The 15,093-nt window shown below is 63.9% G+C and carries 14 protein-coding genes; 4 read left to right on the top strand and 10 right to left on the bottom strand.

Annotated elements, in window-relative coordinates; genetic code table 11:
- Positions 1-253 precede the first annotated feature (253 nt).
- From AC1DYJ_RS15990 to AC1DYJ_RS15980, 3 genes are all read right to left on the bottom strand, one after another.
- Entirely contained in the window at positions 254-1,702 is a 1,449-nt protein-coding gene (locus AC1DYJ_RS15990; protein ID WP_477287720.1) for an amidase, read from the bottom strand.
- A gap of 6 nt (positions 1,703-1,708) precedes the next feature.
- Positions 1,709-2,617, bottom strand: a complete 909-nt coding sequence (locus tag AC1DYJ_RS15985; RefSeq protein WP_477287722.1) for a ribokinase — start codon at positions 2,615-2,617, stop codon at positions 1,709-1,711.
- Between the two features lie 166 nt (positions 2,618-2,783).
- On the bottom strand, positions 2,784-3,689 hold the full coding sequence (locus AC1DYJ_RS15980; RefSeq protein ID WP_477287724.1) for a methylated-DNA--[protein]-cysteine S-methyltransferase: 906 nt from the start codon (positions 3,687-3,689) through the stop codon (positions 2,784-2,786).
- 115 nt (positions 3,690-3,804) lie between these two features.
- Here AC1DYJ_RS15980 and AC1DYJ_RS15975 point away from each other — a divergent pair, with 115 nt between their 5' ends.
- The gene (locus AC1DYJ_RS15975; RefSeq protein ID WP_477287726.1) at positions 3,805-4,620 is read left to right on the top strand and encodes a class I SAM-dependent methyltransferase; all 816 of its coding nucleotides are present in this window, start codon (positions 3,805-3,807) and stop codon (positions 4,618-4,620) included.
- A gap of 8 nt (positions 4,621-4,628) precedes the next feature.
- Here the strand turns inward: AC1DYJ_RS15975 and AC1DYJ_RS15970 are convergent, their stop codons facing one another.
- Positions 4,629-5,123: a DUF2244 domain-containing protein gene (locus AC1DYJ_RS15970; protein ID WP_477287728.1), complete on the bottom strand. Its 495-nt coding sequence runs from the start codon at positions 5,121-5,123 to the stop codon at positions 4,629-4,631.
- 22 nt (positions 5,124-5,145) lie between these two features.
- Between AC1DYJ_RS15970 and nth the strand changes: the two genes are divergently transcribed.
- Positions 5,146-5,952: an endonuclease III gene (gene nth, locus AC1DYJ_RS15965; RefSeq protein ID WP_477287730.1), complete on the top strand. Its 807-nt coding sequence runs from the start codon at positions 5,146-5,148 to the stop codon at positions 5,950-5,952.
- 32 nt (positions 5,953-5,984) lie between these two features.
- Here nth and AC1DYJ_RS15960 read toward each other — a convergent pair whose 3' ends face one another.
- From AC1DYJ_RS15960 to AC1DYJ_RS15940, 5 genes are all read right to left on the bottom strand, one after another.
- On the bottom strand, positions 5,985-6,632 hold the full coding sequence (locus tag AC1DYJ_RS15960; RefSeq protein ID WP_477287732.1) for a glutathione S-transferase family protein: 648 nt from the start codon (positions 6,630-6,632) through the stop codon (positions 5,985-5,987).
- A 116-nt stretch (positions 6,633-6,748) separates the two neighbouring features.
- On the bottom strand, positions 6,749-8,257 hold the full coding sequence (locus AC1DYJ_RS15955) for a tripartite tricarboxylate transporter permease (RefSeq protein WP_477287735.1): 1,509 nt from the start codon (positions 8,255-8,257) through the stop codon (positions 6,749-6,751).
- A 4-nt stretch (positions 8,258-8,261) separates the two neighbouring features.
- Positions 8,262-8,741, bottom strand: coding sequence for a tripartite tricarboxylate transporter TctB family protein (locus AC1DYJ_RS15950; RefSeq protein WP_477287737.1), 480 nt, complete (start codon positions 8,739-8,741; stop codon positions 8,262-8,264).
- A gap of 90 nt (positions 8,742-8,831) precedes the next feature.
- Positions 8,832-9,806: a tripartite tricarboxylate transporter substrate-binding protein gene (locus AC1DYJ_RS15945; protein WP_477287739.1), complete on the bottom strand. Its 975-nt coding sequence runs from the start codon at positions 9,804-9,806 to the stop codon at positions 8,832-8,834.
- A 179-nt stretch (positions 9,807-9,985) separates the two neighbouring features.
- The gene (locus AC1DYJ_RS15940) at positions 9,986-10,441 is read right to left on the bottom strand and encodes a DUF2214 family protein (protein ID WP_477287741.1); all 456 of its coding nucleotides are present in this window, start codon (positions 10,439-10,441) and stop codon (positions 9,986-9,988) included.
- 252 nt (positions 10,442-10,693) lie between these two features.
- Between AC1DYJ_RS15940 and AC1DYJ_RS15935 the strand changes: the two genes are divergently transcribed.
- On the top strand, positions 10,694-11,233 hold the full coding sequence (locus tag AC1DYJ_RS15935; protein ID WP_477287743.1) for a GNAT family N-acetyltransferase: 540 nt from the start codon (positions 10,694-10,696) through the stop codon (positions 11,231-11,233).
- A gap of 138 nt (positions 11,234-11,371) precedes the next feature.
- Entirely contained in the window at positions 11,372-12,472 is a 1,101-nt protein-coding gene (locus AC1DYJ_RS15930) for an OmpA family protein (protein WP_477287745.1), read from the top strand.
- 18 nt (positions 12,473-12,490) lie between these two features.
- Here AC1DYJ_RS15930 and AC1DYJ_RS15925 read toward each other — a convergent pair whose 3' ends face one another.
- Entirely contained in the window at positions 12,491-14,977 is a 2,487-nt protein-coding gene (locus AC1DYJ_RS15925; protein WP_477287747.1) for an EAL domain-containing protein, read from the bottom strand.
- Positions 14,978-15,093: the final 116 nt, after the last annotated feature.

The raw sequence follows: 15,093 nt of genomic DNA, 5'->3' as shown, positions 1-15,093 counted from the left end.
GTCAGATCGTGATCAATGCACGCCAGCAAGGCCGGTGCAAGCCGGCTTGGAGAGCAGAGCCAATCAAGAATGGTGGCAGAGGCAAGGAGTGAGCTGCCCTTTTCTCACCCGGTGCCCAAGACCCTGGGCGCGGTCAGCATTACCCTCTGTTGCCCCGTATGGGGCTGGCCTTCCCCTCTGCCACGACGGACTTATACAACAACTTTGAGGGAGCGATAAGTGGATCCAGGATTTCAATTCGGACCCTGGGTATCTATGCGCCTGCCTGCCATGGCAGCGTCGCCTCATAGGCGGCTCCGGCCCTGAGCACCGCAAGGTCGCCGCGCGGCCGACCGATCAGCTGCATGCCCATCGGCCTGCCCCTGGCGTCGAAGCCGACGGGAATGTTAAGCGCCGGACAGCCGCCGAGCGTGGCGAAGGCCGAAACCTGCATCCAGCGGTGGTAGCTGTCCATCGCGCGCCCGGCGACTTCGCGCGGCCAATGAATGCCGACTTCGAAAGGAAACACCTGCGCCGTCGGCAGCGCGATGAGATCGAAGCGCTCGAACAGCGATAGCAGCGTCCTGTGCCAGGAGGTGCGGATGACCGAGGCCGCGCGGATCTGCGGCGCCGTCAGCCGCATGGCGTTCTCCACCTCCCAGACGGCTTCCGGTTTCAGCAGGGCGCGCTTGTGCGGCTCGTCATAATGGATCTTGAGCGCGGAGCCGCTGGTCGCCTGGCGCAGCGTCACGAAGGCTTGCCACAGCGCCTCGACATCGACATCCGGCAGCAAGGGCTCGCTCACGAAGGATGCCTCGGCGAAGCGGCCGAGCGCGGCCCCGCACAGATCGAGGATGCCTGGTTCGACCGGCAGATGGCCGCCGAGGTCGCCGAGCCAGCCGATGCGGCCGCCCGTCGCCGGCGTAGCCAGGCCTGCGAGGAAGGAGCCAGGCTTGTCCCACGACAGTGGCGCCTGCGGGTGATAGCCCGCCTGCACATCGAGCAGCAGCGCCATGTCACGCACATTGCGGCCCATCGGCCCGTCGATGCCCATCTGGGCATGAAAGACCTCGACGTCCGGTCCGCCGGGAACAAGGCCCTGCGACGGGCGGAACCCATAAACATTGTTCCAGGCGGCCGGATTGCGCAGCGAGCCGCCGAAATCGCTGCCGTCGGCGACAGGCACCATGTCGAGCGCCAATGCGACAGCGGCGCCGCCGCTCGAGCCGCCGGCGGTGAGGGCCGGATCGAAAGCGTTCAATGTCGGGCCGAACACGGGGTTGTAGGTGTTGGAGCCGAGCCCAAATTCGGGAACATTGGTCTTGCCGATGATGATGGCGCCGGCCTTGCGGATGCGCTCGACGAAGAAATCGTCTTCCTGCGGCACGAAATCGGCGAAGATCGGCGAGCCGAAACTGGTCCTCAAGCCGCGTGTCATGGCGAGGTCTTTTATCGCCATCGGCAGGCCGAACAGCGTGCCGGCCGGCTTGCCTTGCGTCAGATGCGCGTCAGCCGCGTCGGCCTCGCGCAGAATGTCGGCGCGCTCGCGCAACGACACGATGGCGTTGACCAAGGGGTTCACCGCGTCGATGCGGTCGAGGAAGGCGGTCACCACCTCGCGCACGGACAGGCGGCGGCTCTTGATCGCTTCGGCGAGATCGACGGCGGACAGGCGGCAGATGTCGCCGGCCGGCGGCACGGCGTGTTTTATCGCGGGGCGCATGGGCTGTTACTCGGCGTTGTTGCGCAGGGCTGCATCTACATCGGCCGCMAGCGGGATCGCCGGCTGGGCGCCGGGCTTCAGGCAGGCCAGGGAACCAGCCGCGGCGGCGCGGATGAGAGCCTGTTCGAGCGGCAGGTTGGACGCGAGCCCGGCAGCAAGATAGCCGCAAAACGTATCGCCGGCGCCGACTGTGTCGACCGGGGTGATCTTCAGCGCCGGCACGGTCAGGAAACCGTCAGGCGTCGCCGCCAGCACGCCGTCGCCGCCGAGCGTGACGACGATGGTGCGGCCGGTCTTGCCGGCGAAGTCGCGCATGCGCGCCGGGCGGTCGCGGCCCTTCAGCGACAGCGCCTCGCCGTAAAGGTCGAATTCGGTTTCGTTGGCGACGGCGTAATCGGCCTTGCCGAGAAAAGAAGCCGCCTCGCCGCGGAAGGGCGCGGTGTTGAGCACGGTGATCGCGCCGGCGGCGCGCGCGGCATCAAGGGCGGCATCGACCGTCTGCAGCGGTATCTCGTGTTGCAGCAGGACGACGTCGCCTTTCGCAAGGAAAGCCTTGGCAAGATCGCCCGGCAGCACCGAATCATTGGCGCCGGGCACCACTGCGATGACGTTCTCGCCGTCGGCGCCGACCAGGATCAGCGCCGTGCCGGTGGAGGCGAAACTCTGGCCGACGCCGGAGAGATCGACCATGCCGGCCACAAGCAGGGCGAGCGCATCGGTGGCGAAGTTGTCCTTACCGACGGCACCGACCATGCGCACCTTGGCGCCGGCACGGGCCGCGGCCAGCGCCTGGTTGGCGCCCTTGCCACCCGGGGCCGTGGTGAAGCCGGAACCGCGCACCGTTTCACCCGGCGAGGGCAAGCGGTCGACATTGGCGATAAGGTCGAGGTTGATCGAGCCGATAACGATAATCAAGAAAATGCCTCCAGCAGAACGTGCCGGACGCTAACCCGTAAGCCGGCAGCTTGCCAGACCATGCGGATGTTTTGCGCAAATTGCGAGTGGCTTTGCCGATCGCCTGGGGCCAGACGCAAAAAACACCGGCGAAGGGTTTCGCCGGTGTTGCTTTAAGCGGCTCGTTTCAGGACGCGGTCTGGCCCGCTTCCCAGCCGAGGATGGCGCGCTTGCGCGTCAGGCCCCAATGGTAGCCGGTGAGCGCGCCGGATTTGCCGATCGCCCGGTGGCAGGGCACGACGAAGGACATCGGGTTGGCGCCAACCGCCGCGCCCACCGCCCGGCTGGCCTTCGGCGCGCCGATCTGGGCTGCGATCGAGGAATAGGTGCAGGCCCGGCCCATCGGGATGCGCAGCAGGGCGTCCCAGACGCGCAGTTGGAAGTCGGTGCCGATCATCACCACGCGCAGCGGCTGGTCGGCGCGCCATAGCGTCGGATCGAAGATGCGCGCGGCATAGGGTTGGGTGGCGCTCATGTCCTCGACATAGGTCGCGTTCGGCCAGCGGCCCGACATATCGGCGAAGGCCGCCCGCTCGCCGCCTGGATCGTTGAAGGCGAGCCCGGCAAGGCCGCGATCGGTGACCATGATCAAGGCGATGCCGAAGGGCGAGATGTGATAGCCGTAGCGGATGGTGAGCCCGGCGCCGCGCGTCTTGTAGTCGCCCGGCGACATCGCCTCATGGGTGACGAACAGATCGTGCAACCGGCCGGGGCCGGACATGCCAAGTTCGAACGACGTCTCCAACAGCGGCATGCCTGAATCGAGCAGCTTGCGCGCATGGTCGAGCGTGACCGCCTGCAGGAAGGCTTTTGGCGACAGGCCGGCCCAGCGGGTGAACAGCTTTTGCAGCCCGGTCGGCGTCTCGCCGACATCGGCTGCCAGGGCTTCCAGCGAGGGCTGGTCGCGATAGTCGAGGCTGATCTTCTCGATGGCGCGGCGCACGACCTCGTAGTCGCTGCCTTCGGGGGTGATGTCGTGCTGCAGGATGGCTGTCGGTTTCATTTGCGTATTCATGGTCATCTGGGCGTTCATGGCAATATCTCCTTGACCGCGAATATCGGTCTTTCCGCCCATTGCAACCACCCGAAACTTGCCTTGTCGCCGACCGTTCCCAGATAGACACAGGATTGCCAAGCAGGAGATGCCGATGGCCGGCGAAAAGGTAAACCTGAGCGGGGCAAGGGAGACCTTGCTGATGACGCTCTACGGCAAGGCGCTGGAGAGCCGGCTGCCGCATTCGCTGCTCAAGGACCGTTTCGCCGATGAGGCGGTGCGCGCGATCGACTATGATTTCTCGCGGCTCAAGGTCGACAGCAATCTCGGCATTGGCCTGGCGATCCGGGCGAAAACGTACGACGTCCGCGTCCAGGATTTTCTCGCCAGAAATCCCGGCGCCATCGTGCTGCATCTCGGCTGCGGGCTCGACACACGCATCTTCCGCGTCGATCCGCCGGAAGGCGTCGAGTGGTTCGATGTCGATTTTCCCGACGTCATCGAACTCAGGCGCAAGCTCTACCCGTCCCGGGACAATTATCATCTCGTGGCGTCATCGGTCACCGAACCGGACTGGCTGGCTGAGGTGCCGCGCAACCGCCCGGCCGTCGTGGTGATGGAGGGGCTGACGCCCTATCTCCCGGCAGAGGAAGGGCCACGGCTGTTGGCACGCCTCGTCGCACATCTTGCCAGCGGCGAGCTGATGTTCGACGCCTACAGCCGTTTCGGCCTGAAGCTGCTGCGCCTCAACCCAACCATCAGGGCGACCGGCGCCGAGGTTCACTGGGCGATCGACGACCCGCACGAACTGGAGCGCGCCGTCCCGAAGCTGCGCTTTGTCGATGACATCTCGGCCTACAGCGCCGAACGCACCACTCACATGGGCTGGTCCGCGCGACTGTTCATCGGGCTATGGAGACACATTCCCGCGCTACGCAAGGTCGGCAGGATCCTGCGCTTCCGGTTCTAACGCAGGCTCTAGCGCGTCCTGGCTTTTGTCAGCGCACGCGAAAAGGCAGTGGCAAAACTTTCGCGGGATTCTGGATCCAGGAAAGACCCGATCGGCACATTCTGCCCTTGTGCTTCCACCGCCATCCTGGTGATGCCGATCTCGGCATGGCGGGCGACGGAAAAGCGCGCCCAGAACGGGTTGAAGCGATGCGCTTCCGACTTGCCCGAGGGCGCGGTCTTGCGGATGTCGAGGCTGGTGCGCGACACCGACACTTCCTCGCGGGCGCGGGCGGCGCGGTAGTTGACGCGGAAGGCGATGTAGACGGCAATCACGTCGAGCCCGAAGAAGCCGAACACCGGCCAGGCGCCGCGCGACAGAAAAAATGCGCCCGTGACCACCCAGCCGAACAGCAGCGCGCCCATCAGGATCAGGAAGCCCGTCCTGCCCAGCGACCGGTGTGGGGTCAGCAATGCGTGGAAGAATGGCTCGTCAGCCTGAAACGAGGCGTTTGTGTCGCTCATGGCGGGATACTATAGGAGGGAAATGGCGAGCCCCAAGTCCAAAGATTCTTCCCTGCCCAAAAGTGAACTACCGCCCGGGCGGCGCGATGGCTCCAACGCCAAGCCGCGGCCGCGGCCGGCACGCGCCCGCTCGCTCTACAGCGCCGCCGAAGTGCACGAGATTTTTCGGCGGTTTTCGGTGCAGCGGCCCGAGCCGAAGGGCGAGCTCGAGCATGTCAACGCCTTCACGCTGCTGGTGGCGGTGGTGCTGTCGGCGCAGGCGACCGATGCCGGCGTCAACAAGGCGACGCGGGCGCTGTTCAAGATCGCCGACACGCCGCACAAGATGCTGGCGCTTGGCGAGGCCAGGGTCGGCGAGTACATCAAAACCATCGGGCTTTGGCGCAACAAGGCCAAGAACGTGATTGCGCTGTCGGAGGCGCTGATCCGCGACTATGGCGGCGAGGTGCCCGGCGAGCGCGATGAACTGGTCAAGCTGCCGGGCGTCGGGCGCAAGACCGCCAATGTCGTGCTCAACATGGCGTTCGGCCAGCATACGATGGCGGTCGACACCCACATTTTCCGCATCGGCAACCGGCTCGGTCTGGCGCCGGGCAAGACGCCGGAACAGGTCGAGCAAGGGCTGCTGCGGATCATCCCGGACGAGTATATGCGCCACGCGCACCACTGGCTGATCCTGCATGGCCGCTATGTTTGCAAGGCGCGCAAGCCGGACTGCCTGGCCTGCGTCATCGCCGATACCTGCAAGGCGGCGGAGAAGACCACCGATGTGCCGGCGCCGCTGGTGGAAATCTCGGCGCCCGTCCCCGTTGGCGAGCAAGCGCCATAGCGAGGACCTTGGTCCCAAGCGTGTGGTGATTTTCAGCTGGTTGATGCGGCGTTGATCGCAAATTGCGCGGCGAACGCCCTGACATAAGCGGGCCGGGCTTCCCCGCGCGCGACATAGGCTGCCAGGTTTTGATATTCGTCCAGAATGCCGGACATTCTCAGGCGCAACAGCACGGATACCATCAACAAATCGCCGGCGCTGAACGCACCATCGAGCCAGTCGGCGGCGCCCAAGTGTGCCGAGAGCGGGTCCAGCCGAGCGCGAACACGGTCTTTTACCAGCGGCAAGCGCGCCTCGCTCCAAGGCTTGTCGGCTTCGAATATTCTTGCCGTCGTCAGGTCGAGGATCGGTGGCTCGACGGTGTTGAGGGCGGCAAACATCCACGTGATCGCACGCGCTCGCGCGTCGCGATCCCTGGGCAGCAGGCCCGCATGCTGTTCGGCAAGATGAAAGACGATCGAGCCGGTCTCGAACAGCGAGAGGGAACCGTCCTCATAGGTGGGGATCTGGCCGAAGGGATGGATGGCCAGATGGTCGGGCGCCTTCATCTTTGCGAAGGAAACGAGACGAACCTCATAGGGCTGCCCCACCTCTTCGAGCGCCCAGCGAACGCGTGTATCGCGCGCCAGTCCCTTGCCGCCATCCGGCGATCGTTCAAAGGCTGTGATCGTGATCGTCATCGTCTCCATGTCCTTGCCTGGGCGAATTTCTTCCGCCCCCTGACATGAAGACGAATGAGCTTGCCGAACAACGACAGCGGTCCTGAACTATTTTCATTGCCTGGCGCAGCTACTTCCTAGTTCTCATCCACGAACACCTCTTCGCGCTTCTTCTTGACCGAGGGCAGGAAGACAACGACGAGCACGGCGAGTGCCACGAGCAGCAGGCCGGCGCTGATCGGTCGCTCCACGAAGGTGCTCGGATCGCCACGCGACAGGATCATGGCGCGGCGCAGGTTTTCCTCCAGCAGCGGTCCCAGAACGAAGCCGAGCAGCAGCGGTGCGGGTTCGCAGCGCAGCTTGGTCAGGACGTAGCCGAGCAGGCCGAAGAAGGCGACGGCATAGAGATCGAAGGCGTTGGTGTTGACGCTGTAAACGCCGATCGAGCAGAACGCCATGATGATCGGGAAGAGCACATAATAGGGGATCGTCAACAGCTTCACCCAAAGCCCGATCAGCGGCAGGTTGAGCACGATCAGCATCAGATTGCCGATCCACATCGAGGCGATGATGCCCCAGAACAGTGCCGGTTGTTCGGTGGCGACATTGGGACCGGGCACGATGCCCTGGATGATCATGGCGCCGATCATCAGCGCCATGACCGGGTTGGCCGGAATGCCCAGCGTCAGCATCGGAATGAAGGAGGTCTGGGCGCCGGCATTGTTGGCCGACTCCGGTCCGGCGACGCCGGCGATGGCGCCCTTGCCGAACTCCTCCGGGTGTTTCGAGACACGCTTTTCGACGGTGTAGGAGGCGAAGGCGGCAAGCACCGCGCCGCCGCCGGGCAGGATGCCGAGCGCCGAACCGATAATGGTGCCGCGCACGATGGGTGCCGCCATCGCCTTGAAGTCGTCGCGGGTCGGCATCAGGCCGGAGACCTTTTTGATCAGCACCGAGCGCTCGTGCTCGTTTTCGAGGTTGCGCAGGATCTCGGCGACACCGAAGACACCGACCGCCACCGCGACGAAGTTCAGCCCGTCGGCATATTCGCGGATGCCGAGCGTGAAGCGCGGCGTGCCGGTGTAGATGTCGGTGCCGACAATGCCGAGCAGCAGACCGAGCACGACCATCGCCAGTGCCTTGACGATCGAGCCATGGGCGAGCGCGATGGACGAGACGAGGCCGACGATCATCAGCGAAAAATACTCCGCCGCGCCGAATTGCAGGGCGATTGCGGTCAGCGGCGGGGCGAAGACAGCGACCAGGAAGGTCGACACCGTGCCGGCGAAGAACGAGCCGATTGCGGCGATGGCGAGCGCTGCCCCGGCGCGGCCGTTGCGGGCCATCTGATAGCCGTCGATCGCGGTGACGGCCGAGGAGGATTCGCCCGGCATGTTGATCAGAATGGCGGTGGTCGAGCCGCCATACTGGGCGCCGTAGTAAATGCCGGCAAGCATGATGAGCGAGGAGACCGGGTCGCCGATCTGGAAAGTGATCGGCAACAGCATGGCGATGGTTGCCGTGGCGCCGATGCCGGGCAGCACGCCGATCAGCGTGCCGAGCAGAACGCCGATCAGGCAGAACCCGAGATTTGCCGGCGTTGTCGCCGTCGAGAAGCCGAGTTCGAGGTTTCTGAGGAGGTCCATCTCATTACCTCAGAATTGCCGGCCATTGGGGCAGCCAGGGGCCGAAGCGCTGGAACGGCAGCCCGAGCGCGTAGCTGAAGACCAGCACCGAAAACAGCGTCAGGCCTGCCGACAGAAGAAGTGCCGTCAGCGGCTTCATGCGGGCGCTGGCGAAAGAGGCGATCAGCGCCGTCAGGAAGATCGACGGAACGAAGCCGAGGCCGCGCACCGTCAGGCCGAAGAAGATCGGCGCAGGCAGGATGAACAGCATRCCGCGCCAGGCGATGGGGCCGATTGGCTCGCCTTCGATGCGCACCGCCTGAACGAGGATGATGGCGCCAAGCACGATCAGCACGACCGCCAGCACCAGCGGGAAATAGCCCGGTCCCATGCGGAAGGCGGTGCCGATTTCGAGGCCTAGCGATTGTATGGCGAAAAAGGCGCCGAAAAAGATGAACAGCGCGGCGCACAGGCCGTTTGTCCTGTCGATAGCGAAAGGTTTCATGACGGTCCTCCCAGGCCCCCGGGCCCTGCCGTTGCGAATGGAAACGGGTCGAAGCGAAAACGGGGCACTGGTCGCGCCCCGTTCAAGCCCTCAGTCGGCGTATTGCCCGGCGGCTTCGATGATCGGCTTCCAGCGCGTGATCTCGCCTTCCAGCTTGGCCTTCAGCGCCGCCGGCGTCGCGTCGGCTTCGGATGACGGCTTGGTGCCGAGTTCGGCGAAGCGGGCGACGACGTTCGGGTCCTTCAACGCGACCTGGAGCGACTTCGACAGGCGCTCGGTGACTGCGGCCGGCGTGCCCTTGGGCGCATAGAGGCCGTGCCAGATGCCGACCTGCACTGCGGGCAGGCCACCTTCGATGGTCGTCGGCACGTCCTTCATGACATCGAGGCGTTCCGGCGTGGTGACGGCATAGGCCTTGATCGTGCCGCCCTGGATCTGCTTGGTGGTGTTTGTCGTCTGGTCGCACATGATATCGACCTGGCCGCCGAGAAGGTCGGTCATGGCCGGGCCGGTGCCCTTGTAGGGCACGGTGACCAGCGGCGTGCCGATGGCGCTCATGAACAGCATCCCGCACAGATGCGAGGCAGCACCGATGCCGGCATTGGCGACGGTGATGGAGTCCTTGTTGACCTTGGCGTATTCCACCAGCCCTTTCAGGTCTGTCGGCTCGAGGTCCTTGCGGGCGACGATGGCCATCGGCACCTCGGTGACGAGGCCGACATATTCGAAAGCGTTCAGCGTGTCGTAGGCGAGCTTCCTGTAGAGCGTGGCGCTTGTCGCCATGCCGATGTGGTGGAGGAGCAGCGTGTAGCCGTCCGGGTCGGCGTTGGCGACGCGGCCGGCGCCCAGCGTGCCGCCGGCGCCGCCGACATTCTCGACGATGATCTGCTGGCCGAGATCCTTCGACATGGCCTCGGCGACAAGGCGCGTGACCGTGTCGGTCGGGCCGCCGGCCGCAAACGGCACCACGACGGTAATGGTGCGTTCGGGATAGGTCTGAGCGCTGGCGGTGAACGAATAGAGTGTGACGGCCGCGGCGGCCAGGGCGGCAACAAATTTCCTCATCGTAATTCTCCTCCCAGGATATCAATTTCCGATCGCTGTGCAGGTCAGGCAGCGATGGTGCAACAAAAGCAAGCTAACAGATTGTCGCCTGACGCAAACTGTTAAATACAGTCGTTCGCAGCCATGGCGATCAGTGGGGCGTATGCCCGGCGGAGGTGGGGTTTCGTGTCGGCGTTGCTTCAATAACCGTAGCCGCGCGCCATCGCCGCCGCGAAGATCGGGATCAGCAGGAAGATGAACGCTTCGGCGCGCACATAGGTCTTCACCGAGGCGAGTTCGGCCGCCGGCACCTGGAAGCCAGGACTGGCGCTGGCCTGCCGGTTCCAGGAGATGAAGCGGATGGTGGGCACGATCGACAGCAGGCCGACGATGCCGAACGCCACCATCTTCGCCCAGAACACCCAGTTGTAGATGTAGAACTCCCAGCCCTTCAGGCCGTAGATGACGCGGCCGATGCCGATGATGATGATCAGCGTGGCGAGGACGCCATAGTGGCGGTCGATGTTGGCAAGCCGCTTGAGCGTGGCGGCGGACAGATCGCCGCGGATCAGGACAAATTCGGCGCCGATGATGCCGGCCAGCGAGAACACCAGAAGATGATGGAAAATGGCAAGCACAAGATCGGTGGTGTCCATGGTGTTCTCCTGCCATTGGCGGTATCGAGACCGGCCCTTGCCGGACCGGTTGCGGAAGGTAGCATCGTTCGGCAGAATTCCCAGAGGCGGGCTGCTTCTGGTCCATTCATCAGTGTCATTGACGCCACATCCTGACAGCCAGCTTTTGGTTTGATCGAGATAGTTTCCCTGGCCGTACGATGATACGGCCTGGCCCTTGTCCGGGCGCGCGGGTTTGCTAAGCGCTGCCACGTCAACGGAGGCAGAGTTTTCATGGGTAGTCCAAAAGCAGCCGGCGTTCCGATCCTCGAAACGGAGCGGACCATCATGCGGGCGCACCGGATCGATGATTTCGACGACTACGCCGTCATGTGGGCCGATCCCGTCACCACCCGCTTCATCAGCGGCAAGCCGCGGACGCGCGAGGAAAGCTGGATGCGTTTCCTCAGGCACGCCGGCCTGTGGTCGCTGCTCGGCTACGGCTTTTGGGCGGTCGAGGACAAGGCCAGCGGCCGCTTCATAGGCGAGGCCGGTTTTCACGATCTGAAGCGCGACATCCAGCCGTCGCTCGAAGGCATACCGGAGGCGGGTTGGGCGCTGGCGCCGCACGCGCATGGCAAGGGTTTTGCCAGCGAAATCGTCAGGCGAGCGCTGGCCTGGGGCGACGAAACCTTTGCCGGCGCAAAGACCGTCTGCATCATCGATCCGGAAAACACCGGCTCGCTGAATGTCGCGGCAAAGTGCGGCTACATCAAAGTGCTGGAAACCACCTATCACGATGGGCCGACGATCCTGCTCGAACGGCGGGTGTGAAGCACTTCATCGACGCAATTGCCTCGTTCTGGAAAAATTGCCATCCTGATCCAGCGACGCAATTCCGGTGGGAAAGCCGCTCATGCTTTTCCTGGAATTGCTCTTGATTCCTGGAATTGCTCTTGGGGGAGGCTCACCATGCGTACGATCAATGCGATAGTTGCAAAGTTTTTCTGGGCGGGGCTGCTGCTGTTTGCAGCGGTGCGGCTGGCTGGCGCCGATGCGACTGTGCCGACCGCCGACCTAGAGGGTGCCGCCGACAATCATCTGGCCAAGCGCTATGAGGGGTCGTTCATCGTCTCCTACGAAAAATTCGCCTACACCGATTTCACTGTCCCGCTGTCGCCGCTGAAGCCCAGTGCCGATGCGGAGGCGCGCGATACGATGAACAATCGCATCTATGCGCCGGACAAGAAGGCCGAGGTCGAGGGCGCGCTCACCCGCATCGCCTATGTGCTGCCGGCCGAGCGCTCGCCGCTCGAAGTGCTGCGCAACTATCAGGATGTGGTCGAGGCCGCCGGCGGCGAAGTGCTGTTTGAATGCAAGAAGGAAGAGTGCGGCGGTGCTGCCGACCGGTCGTCGAGCGGCGGCGGCGGCGACATGAGCCTGATGATGTATTTCTTCCATGAAAGCGACATCAAGGACGCGGCGTTTTCCAATGGCGCCTGTGCCCTGACCTCGGGCATCAACGACCAGCGCTTCTTCGCCGCCAAGGTGCCGCAGGATGGCGGCGACGCCTATGTCACCGTGCAGGCCTATTCGATGATCGATGAGCAATACTGCAAGGAACTCAACGGCCGCACCATCGCCGTCGTCCAGGTGCTGGAGCCCAAGGCGCGCGACAAGAAGATGGTGGTGGTCGAAGCCGCCAAGATGGCGGATTCGCTGTCGGCCACCGGATCGATCTCGCTCTACGGCATCTTCTTCGACACCGACAAGGCCGACATCAAGGCGGAATCGGAACCGACGCTGAAGGAGATCTCGACGCTGTTGACCAACGAACCCGGCATGGCGGTGATCGTCGTCGGCCACACCGACAATCAGGGCGCCTTCGACTACAACATCGACCTGTCGTCGCGCCGCGCCCAGTCGGTGAAGGCCGCCCTTGTCTCGAAATACGGCATAGACGGCGGGCGGCTGACTGCCGCCGGCGCCGGCATGATGGCGCCTGTCGCCAGCAATGACGACGAAACCGGCCGCGCCAAGAACCGCCGCGTGGTGCTGGTCAAGGCGAACTGAGGAAGCCGGTTTCTGTGGTCATCCAGCCTTGCGCAGCTTGCGCGCAAGGTCGCTCCACAGATCGTCATCTCGACCGGACGGTGCTGCACCCGGGTTCAGCAACCTCGTCGACGCATCGAAAGGTTGCGGCCGGGCGATCGCGTAGCCCTGGGCGTGGTCGACGCCGATTTCCTTCAGCGCCGCGACGATGCCTTCGCTTTCGACGAATTCGGCGATGGTGCGCTTGCCCATCACCTTGCCGATATGATGGATCATCTCGACCATGGCGCGGTCGATCCTATCCTCCAGCATGTCCTTGACGAAGCTGCCGTCGATTTTCAGATAGTCGACGGGCAGGTGCTTCAGGTAGGCGAAGGACGACATGCCGGAGCCGAAGTCGTCGAGGGCGAAGCGGCAACCCAAGCCGCGCAGATCGGCAATGAAGCGCATGGCATTGGCGAGATCGGCGATGGCGCTGGTCTCGGTGATTTCCAGACAGATCATTTTCGGCGGAATGCCATAGGCAAGAAACTGCTCGCGCAGGAAGCCGAGGAAGGTCTCGTCACCGAAGCTTGCGCCGGAAAGATTGATGGCACAGGTTGTGATGGGAGAGGCTGACGGATCGGCGAGGCGCGCCGCCAGGACGCCGAAGGTGTTGCGCACGACCCAACGGTCGATCGACGGCATCAGCCCATAGCGCTCGGCGGCCGGAATGAAGCTGGCGGGCGAGACGACGAGACCGTCCTCGTCGGTCAGCCGCAGCAGGATCTCGATATGTGCGCCGGCTTCGGCGGCGACCTCGTTGAGCGGCCAGATCTCCTGGGCATGAAGCGTGAAGCGGTTTTCTTCCAGCGCGGCATGCAGGCGCTGAACCCAGGCCATCTCGCCGAACCGTTCGCGCAAGGCGGCATCGCTGTCGCTGTGCAGCTGAACCCGGTTGCGGCCTTTTTCCTTGGCCATGTAACAGGCGACATCCGCAGCCCGCAGGGTCTCTTCAATGGTGATTTCGGCATTGGTGATCTGAACCACGCCGATACTGACGCTGCTGTTGAAAGGCCTGGCTTCCCAGGTGAAATGCAGGTCCTGCACCGTTGCACGCAGGCGTTCGGCGATGTCGACGGCGAGATCCGGGCTGCAATCGAACAGCAGAACGCCGAACTCGTCGCCACCCAGCCGCGCCAGCATGTCACCAGGCCGCAGCGCATTGCCGAGGAGAACGGAAATCTGCCGCAGCAACTGATCGCCGGCGGCATGACCACACGTATCGTTGACAAGCTTGAACTGATCGAGATCCAGGTACATCAGCGTGTGCTGGCGGGGCTTGTGACGCAACTCGGCGATTTCCAACTCCAGCCGGCTTTCGAAGTCGTGGCGGTTGGCAAGCCCGGTCAGCGCGTCATGCGAGGCCTGCCAGGAGAGCCGCTCAATGTAGTCCTGCTCGCGCGTCATGTCGTGGAAAACCAGCACTGCGCCAACCACATGGCCGGAAATTAGCAGTGGCGCGCCGGTCAGCGCCACGGGGATGACCGAGCCGTCCGCACGCTGCAGCAGTTGCGGGCGCACGTTGGGGCGGCGCGGCTCGCCAGCCACCAGGCGTTCCGCCAACCCAAGTTCCTCGACACCGGTGTCCTTGTCCAGCAAGCGGAACAGCGAGGCTATCGGCTTGCCTCTGGCGGTGTGGAGCGGGTGTGCCAGCAGCCGCTCGGCGACGGGATTCATGTAGTCCACCAGTCCGTCCGCTTGCGTGCTGATGACAGCCTGGCCGATCGAGGCGAGGGTGATCTGGGCGCGCTCGCGTTCGGCGTTGAGGGCGGATTGGAAAGCCCGGCGCTGCGCCAGCAGTTTGCGGGTGCGCCACACGGCGAGCAGGATGAGCAAGGCAGCGGTAACCAGATTGGCGAGCGTCAGCGCCATCTTGATGAAGCGGGATCCCTCACCGAGGCTGTCGGAGAAGGCCTTGGAAAGGGGACCGATCAGATGGTTGAGTTGATGGATCTGCGCTTTCCAGATGCTGATTTGCGCAGCCGAAACGGCACCTTCCGCAAATCCCTGGTGGATCGTGGTTCCGAGCCGATCGATTTCAAGGATCATGCGGTCGGCGGCCCTCCAGTGCTGGATGGCAATGTCGAGATAGCTCACCTTCCGGAAGTTCTGGAACAGCCAGATCAATCCTGAGAGATCGTCAGGGTGGTTGCCGCCTTGCAGGAAGCCGGCGCGGGCAGCAGCGATGTCGGGTTCGGGTTGCTCGAGGGCAAGTCGAGCCGAACGATCGGCGAGCGGAACGGCGATGGCGCCGCGATACTCGTTGAAGAATTCTTCCTTGCCGGTTTCGGCATAGAGACTGAGAAAGTAGATGGCCTGCTTCTGTCCCTTGGACCAGTGGCTTTCGCCGCCGACATAGGCGCGCACCGCCGAGAGCGTGTAAAGGCTGCCGCTGGCAACCAGGGCCTGGACAAGAACCACGAGGATGAACGGCCAGACCAGCCCGAGAAGACGGGGGCTGGTGTCGGTTGGTGACAGCCTCATCAAGCTTCCATGGGAATAGCCATGGCTCCTCACGAATTGCCTGCCGCCCAGATGCCGGTCGGCCGACCCTCTCCCCATGTCACCATATCCGGCGACGCTTGTTTGACTAGCCTACC

The organism is Mesorhizobium sp. P2_B11 (assembly GCF_056404855.1).
This window is presented reverse-complemented; position numbering and strand designations above follow the sequence as displayed.

What these genes read in the sequence shown, in the direction of transcription:
- AC1DYJ_RS15990 (WP_477287720.1), bottom strand. Translation starts at nt 1,702, where the DNA reads ATGCGCCCCGCGATAAAACACGCCGTGCCGCCGGCCGGCGACATCTGC.
- AC1DYJ_RS15980 (WP_477287724.1), bottom strand. Translation starts at nt 3,689, where the DNA reads ATGAACGCCCAGATGACCATGAATACGCAAATGAAACCGACAGCCATC.
- AC1DYJ_RS15975 (WP_477287726.1), top strand. Translation starts at nt 3,805, where the DNA reads ATGGCCGGCGAAAAGGTAAACCTGAGCGGGGCAAGGGAGACCTTGCTG.
- AC1DYJ_RS15970 (WP_477287728.1), bottom strand. Translation starts at nt 5,123, where the DNA reads ATGAGCGACACAAACGCCTCGTTTCAGGCTGACGAGCCATTCTTCCAC.
- nth (WP_477287730.1), top strand. Translation starts at nt 5,146, where the DNA reads ATGGCGAGCCCCAAGTCCAAAGATTCTTCCCTGCCCAAAAGTGAACTA.
- AC1DYJ_RS15960 (WP_477287732.1), bottom strand. Translation starts at nt 6,632, where the DNA reads ATGACGATCACGATCACAGCCTTTGAACGATCGCCGGATGGCGGCAAG.
- AC1DYJ_RS15955 (WP_477287735.1), bottom strand. Translation starts at nt 8,257, where the DNA reads ATGGACCTCCTCAGAAACCTCGAACTCGGCTTCTCGACGGCGACAACG.
- AC1DYJ_RS15945 (WP_477287739.1), bottom strand. Translation starts at nt 9,806, where the DNA reads ATGAGGAAATTTGTTGCCGCCCTGGCCGCCGCGGCCGTCACACTCTAT.
- AC1DYJ_RS15940 (WP_477287741.1), bottom strand. Translation starts at nt 10,441, where the DNA reads ATGGACACCACCGATCTTGTGCTTGCCATTTTCCATCATCTTCTGGTG.
- AC1DYJ_RS15935 (WP_477287743.1), top strand. Translation starts at nt 10,694, where the DNA reads ATGGGTAGTCCAAAAGCAGCCGGCGTTCCGATCCTCGAAACGGAGCGG.
- AC1DYJ_RS15930 (WP_477287745.1), top strand. Translation starts at nt 11,372, where the DNA reads ATGCGTACGATCAATGCGATAGTTGCAAAGTTTTTCTGGGCGGGGCTG.
- AC1DYJ_RS15925 (WP_477287747.1), bottom strand. Translation starts at nt 14,977, where the DNA reads ATGAGGCTGTCACCAACCGACACCAGCCCCCGTCTTCTCGGGCTGGTC.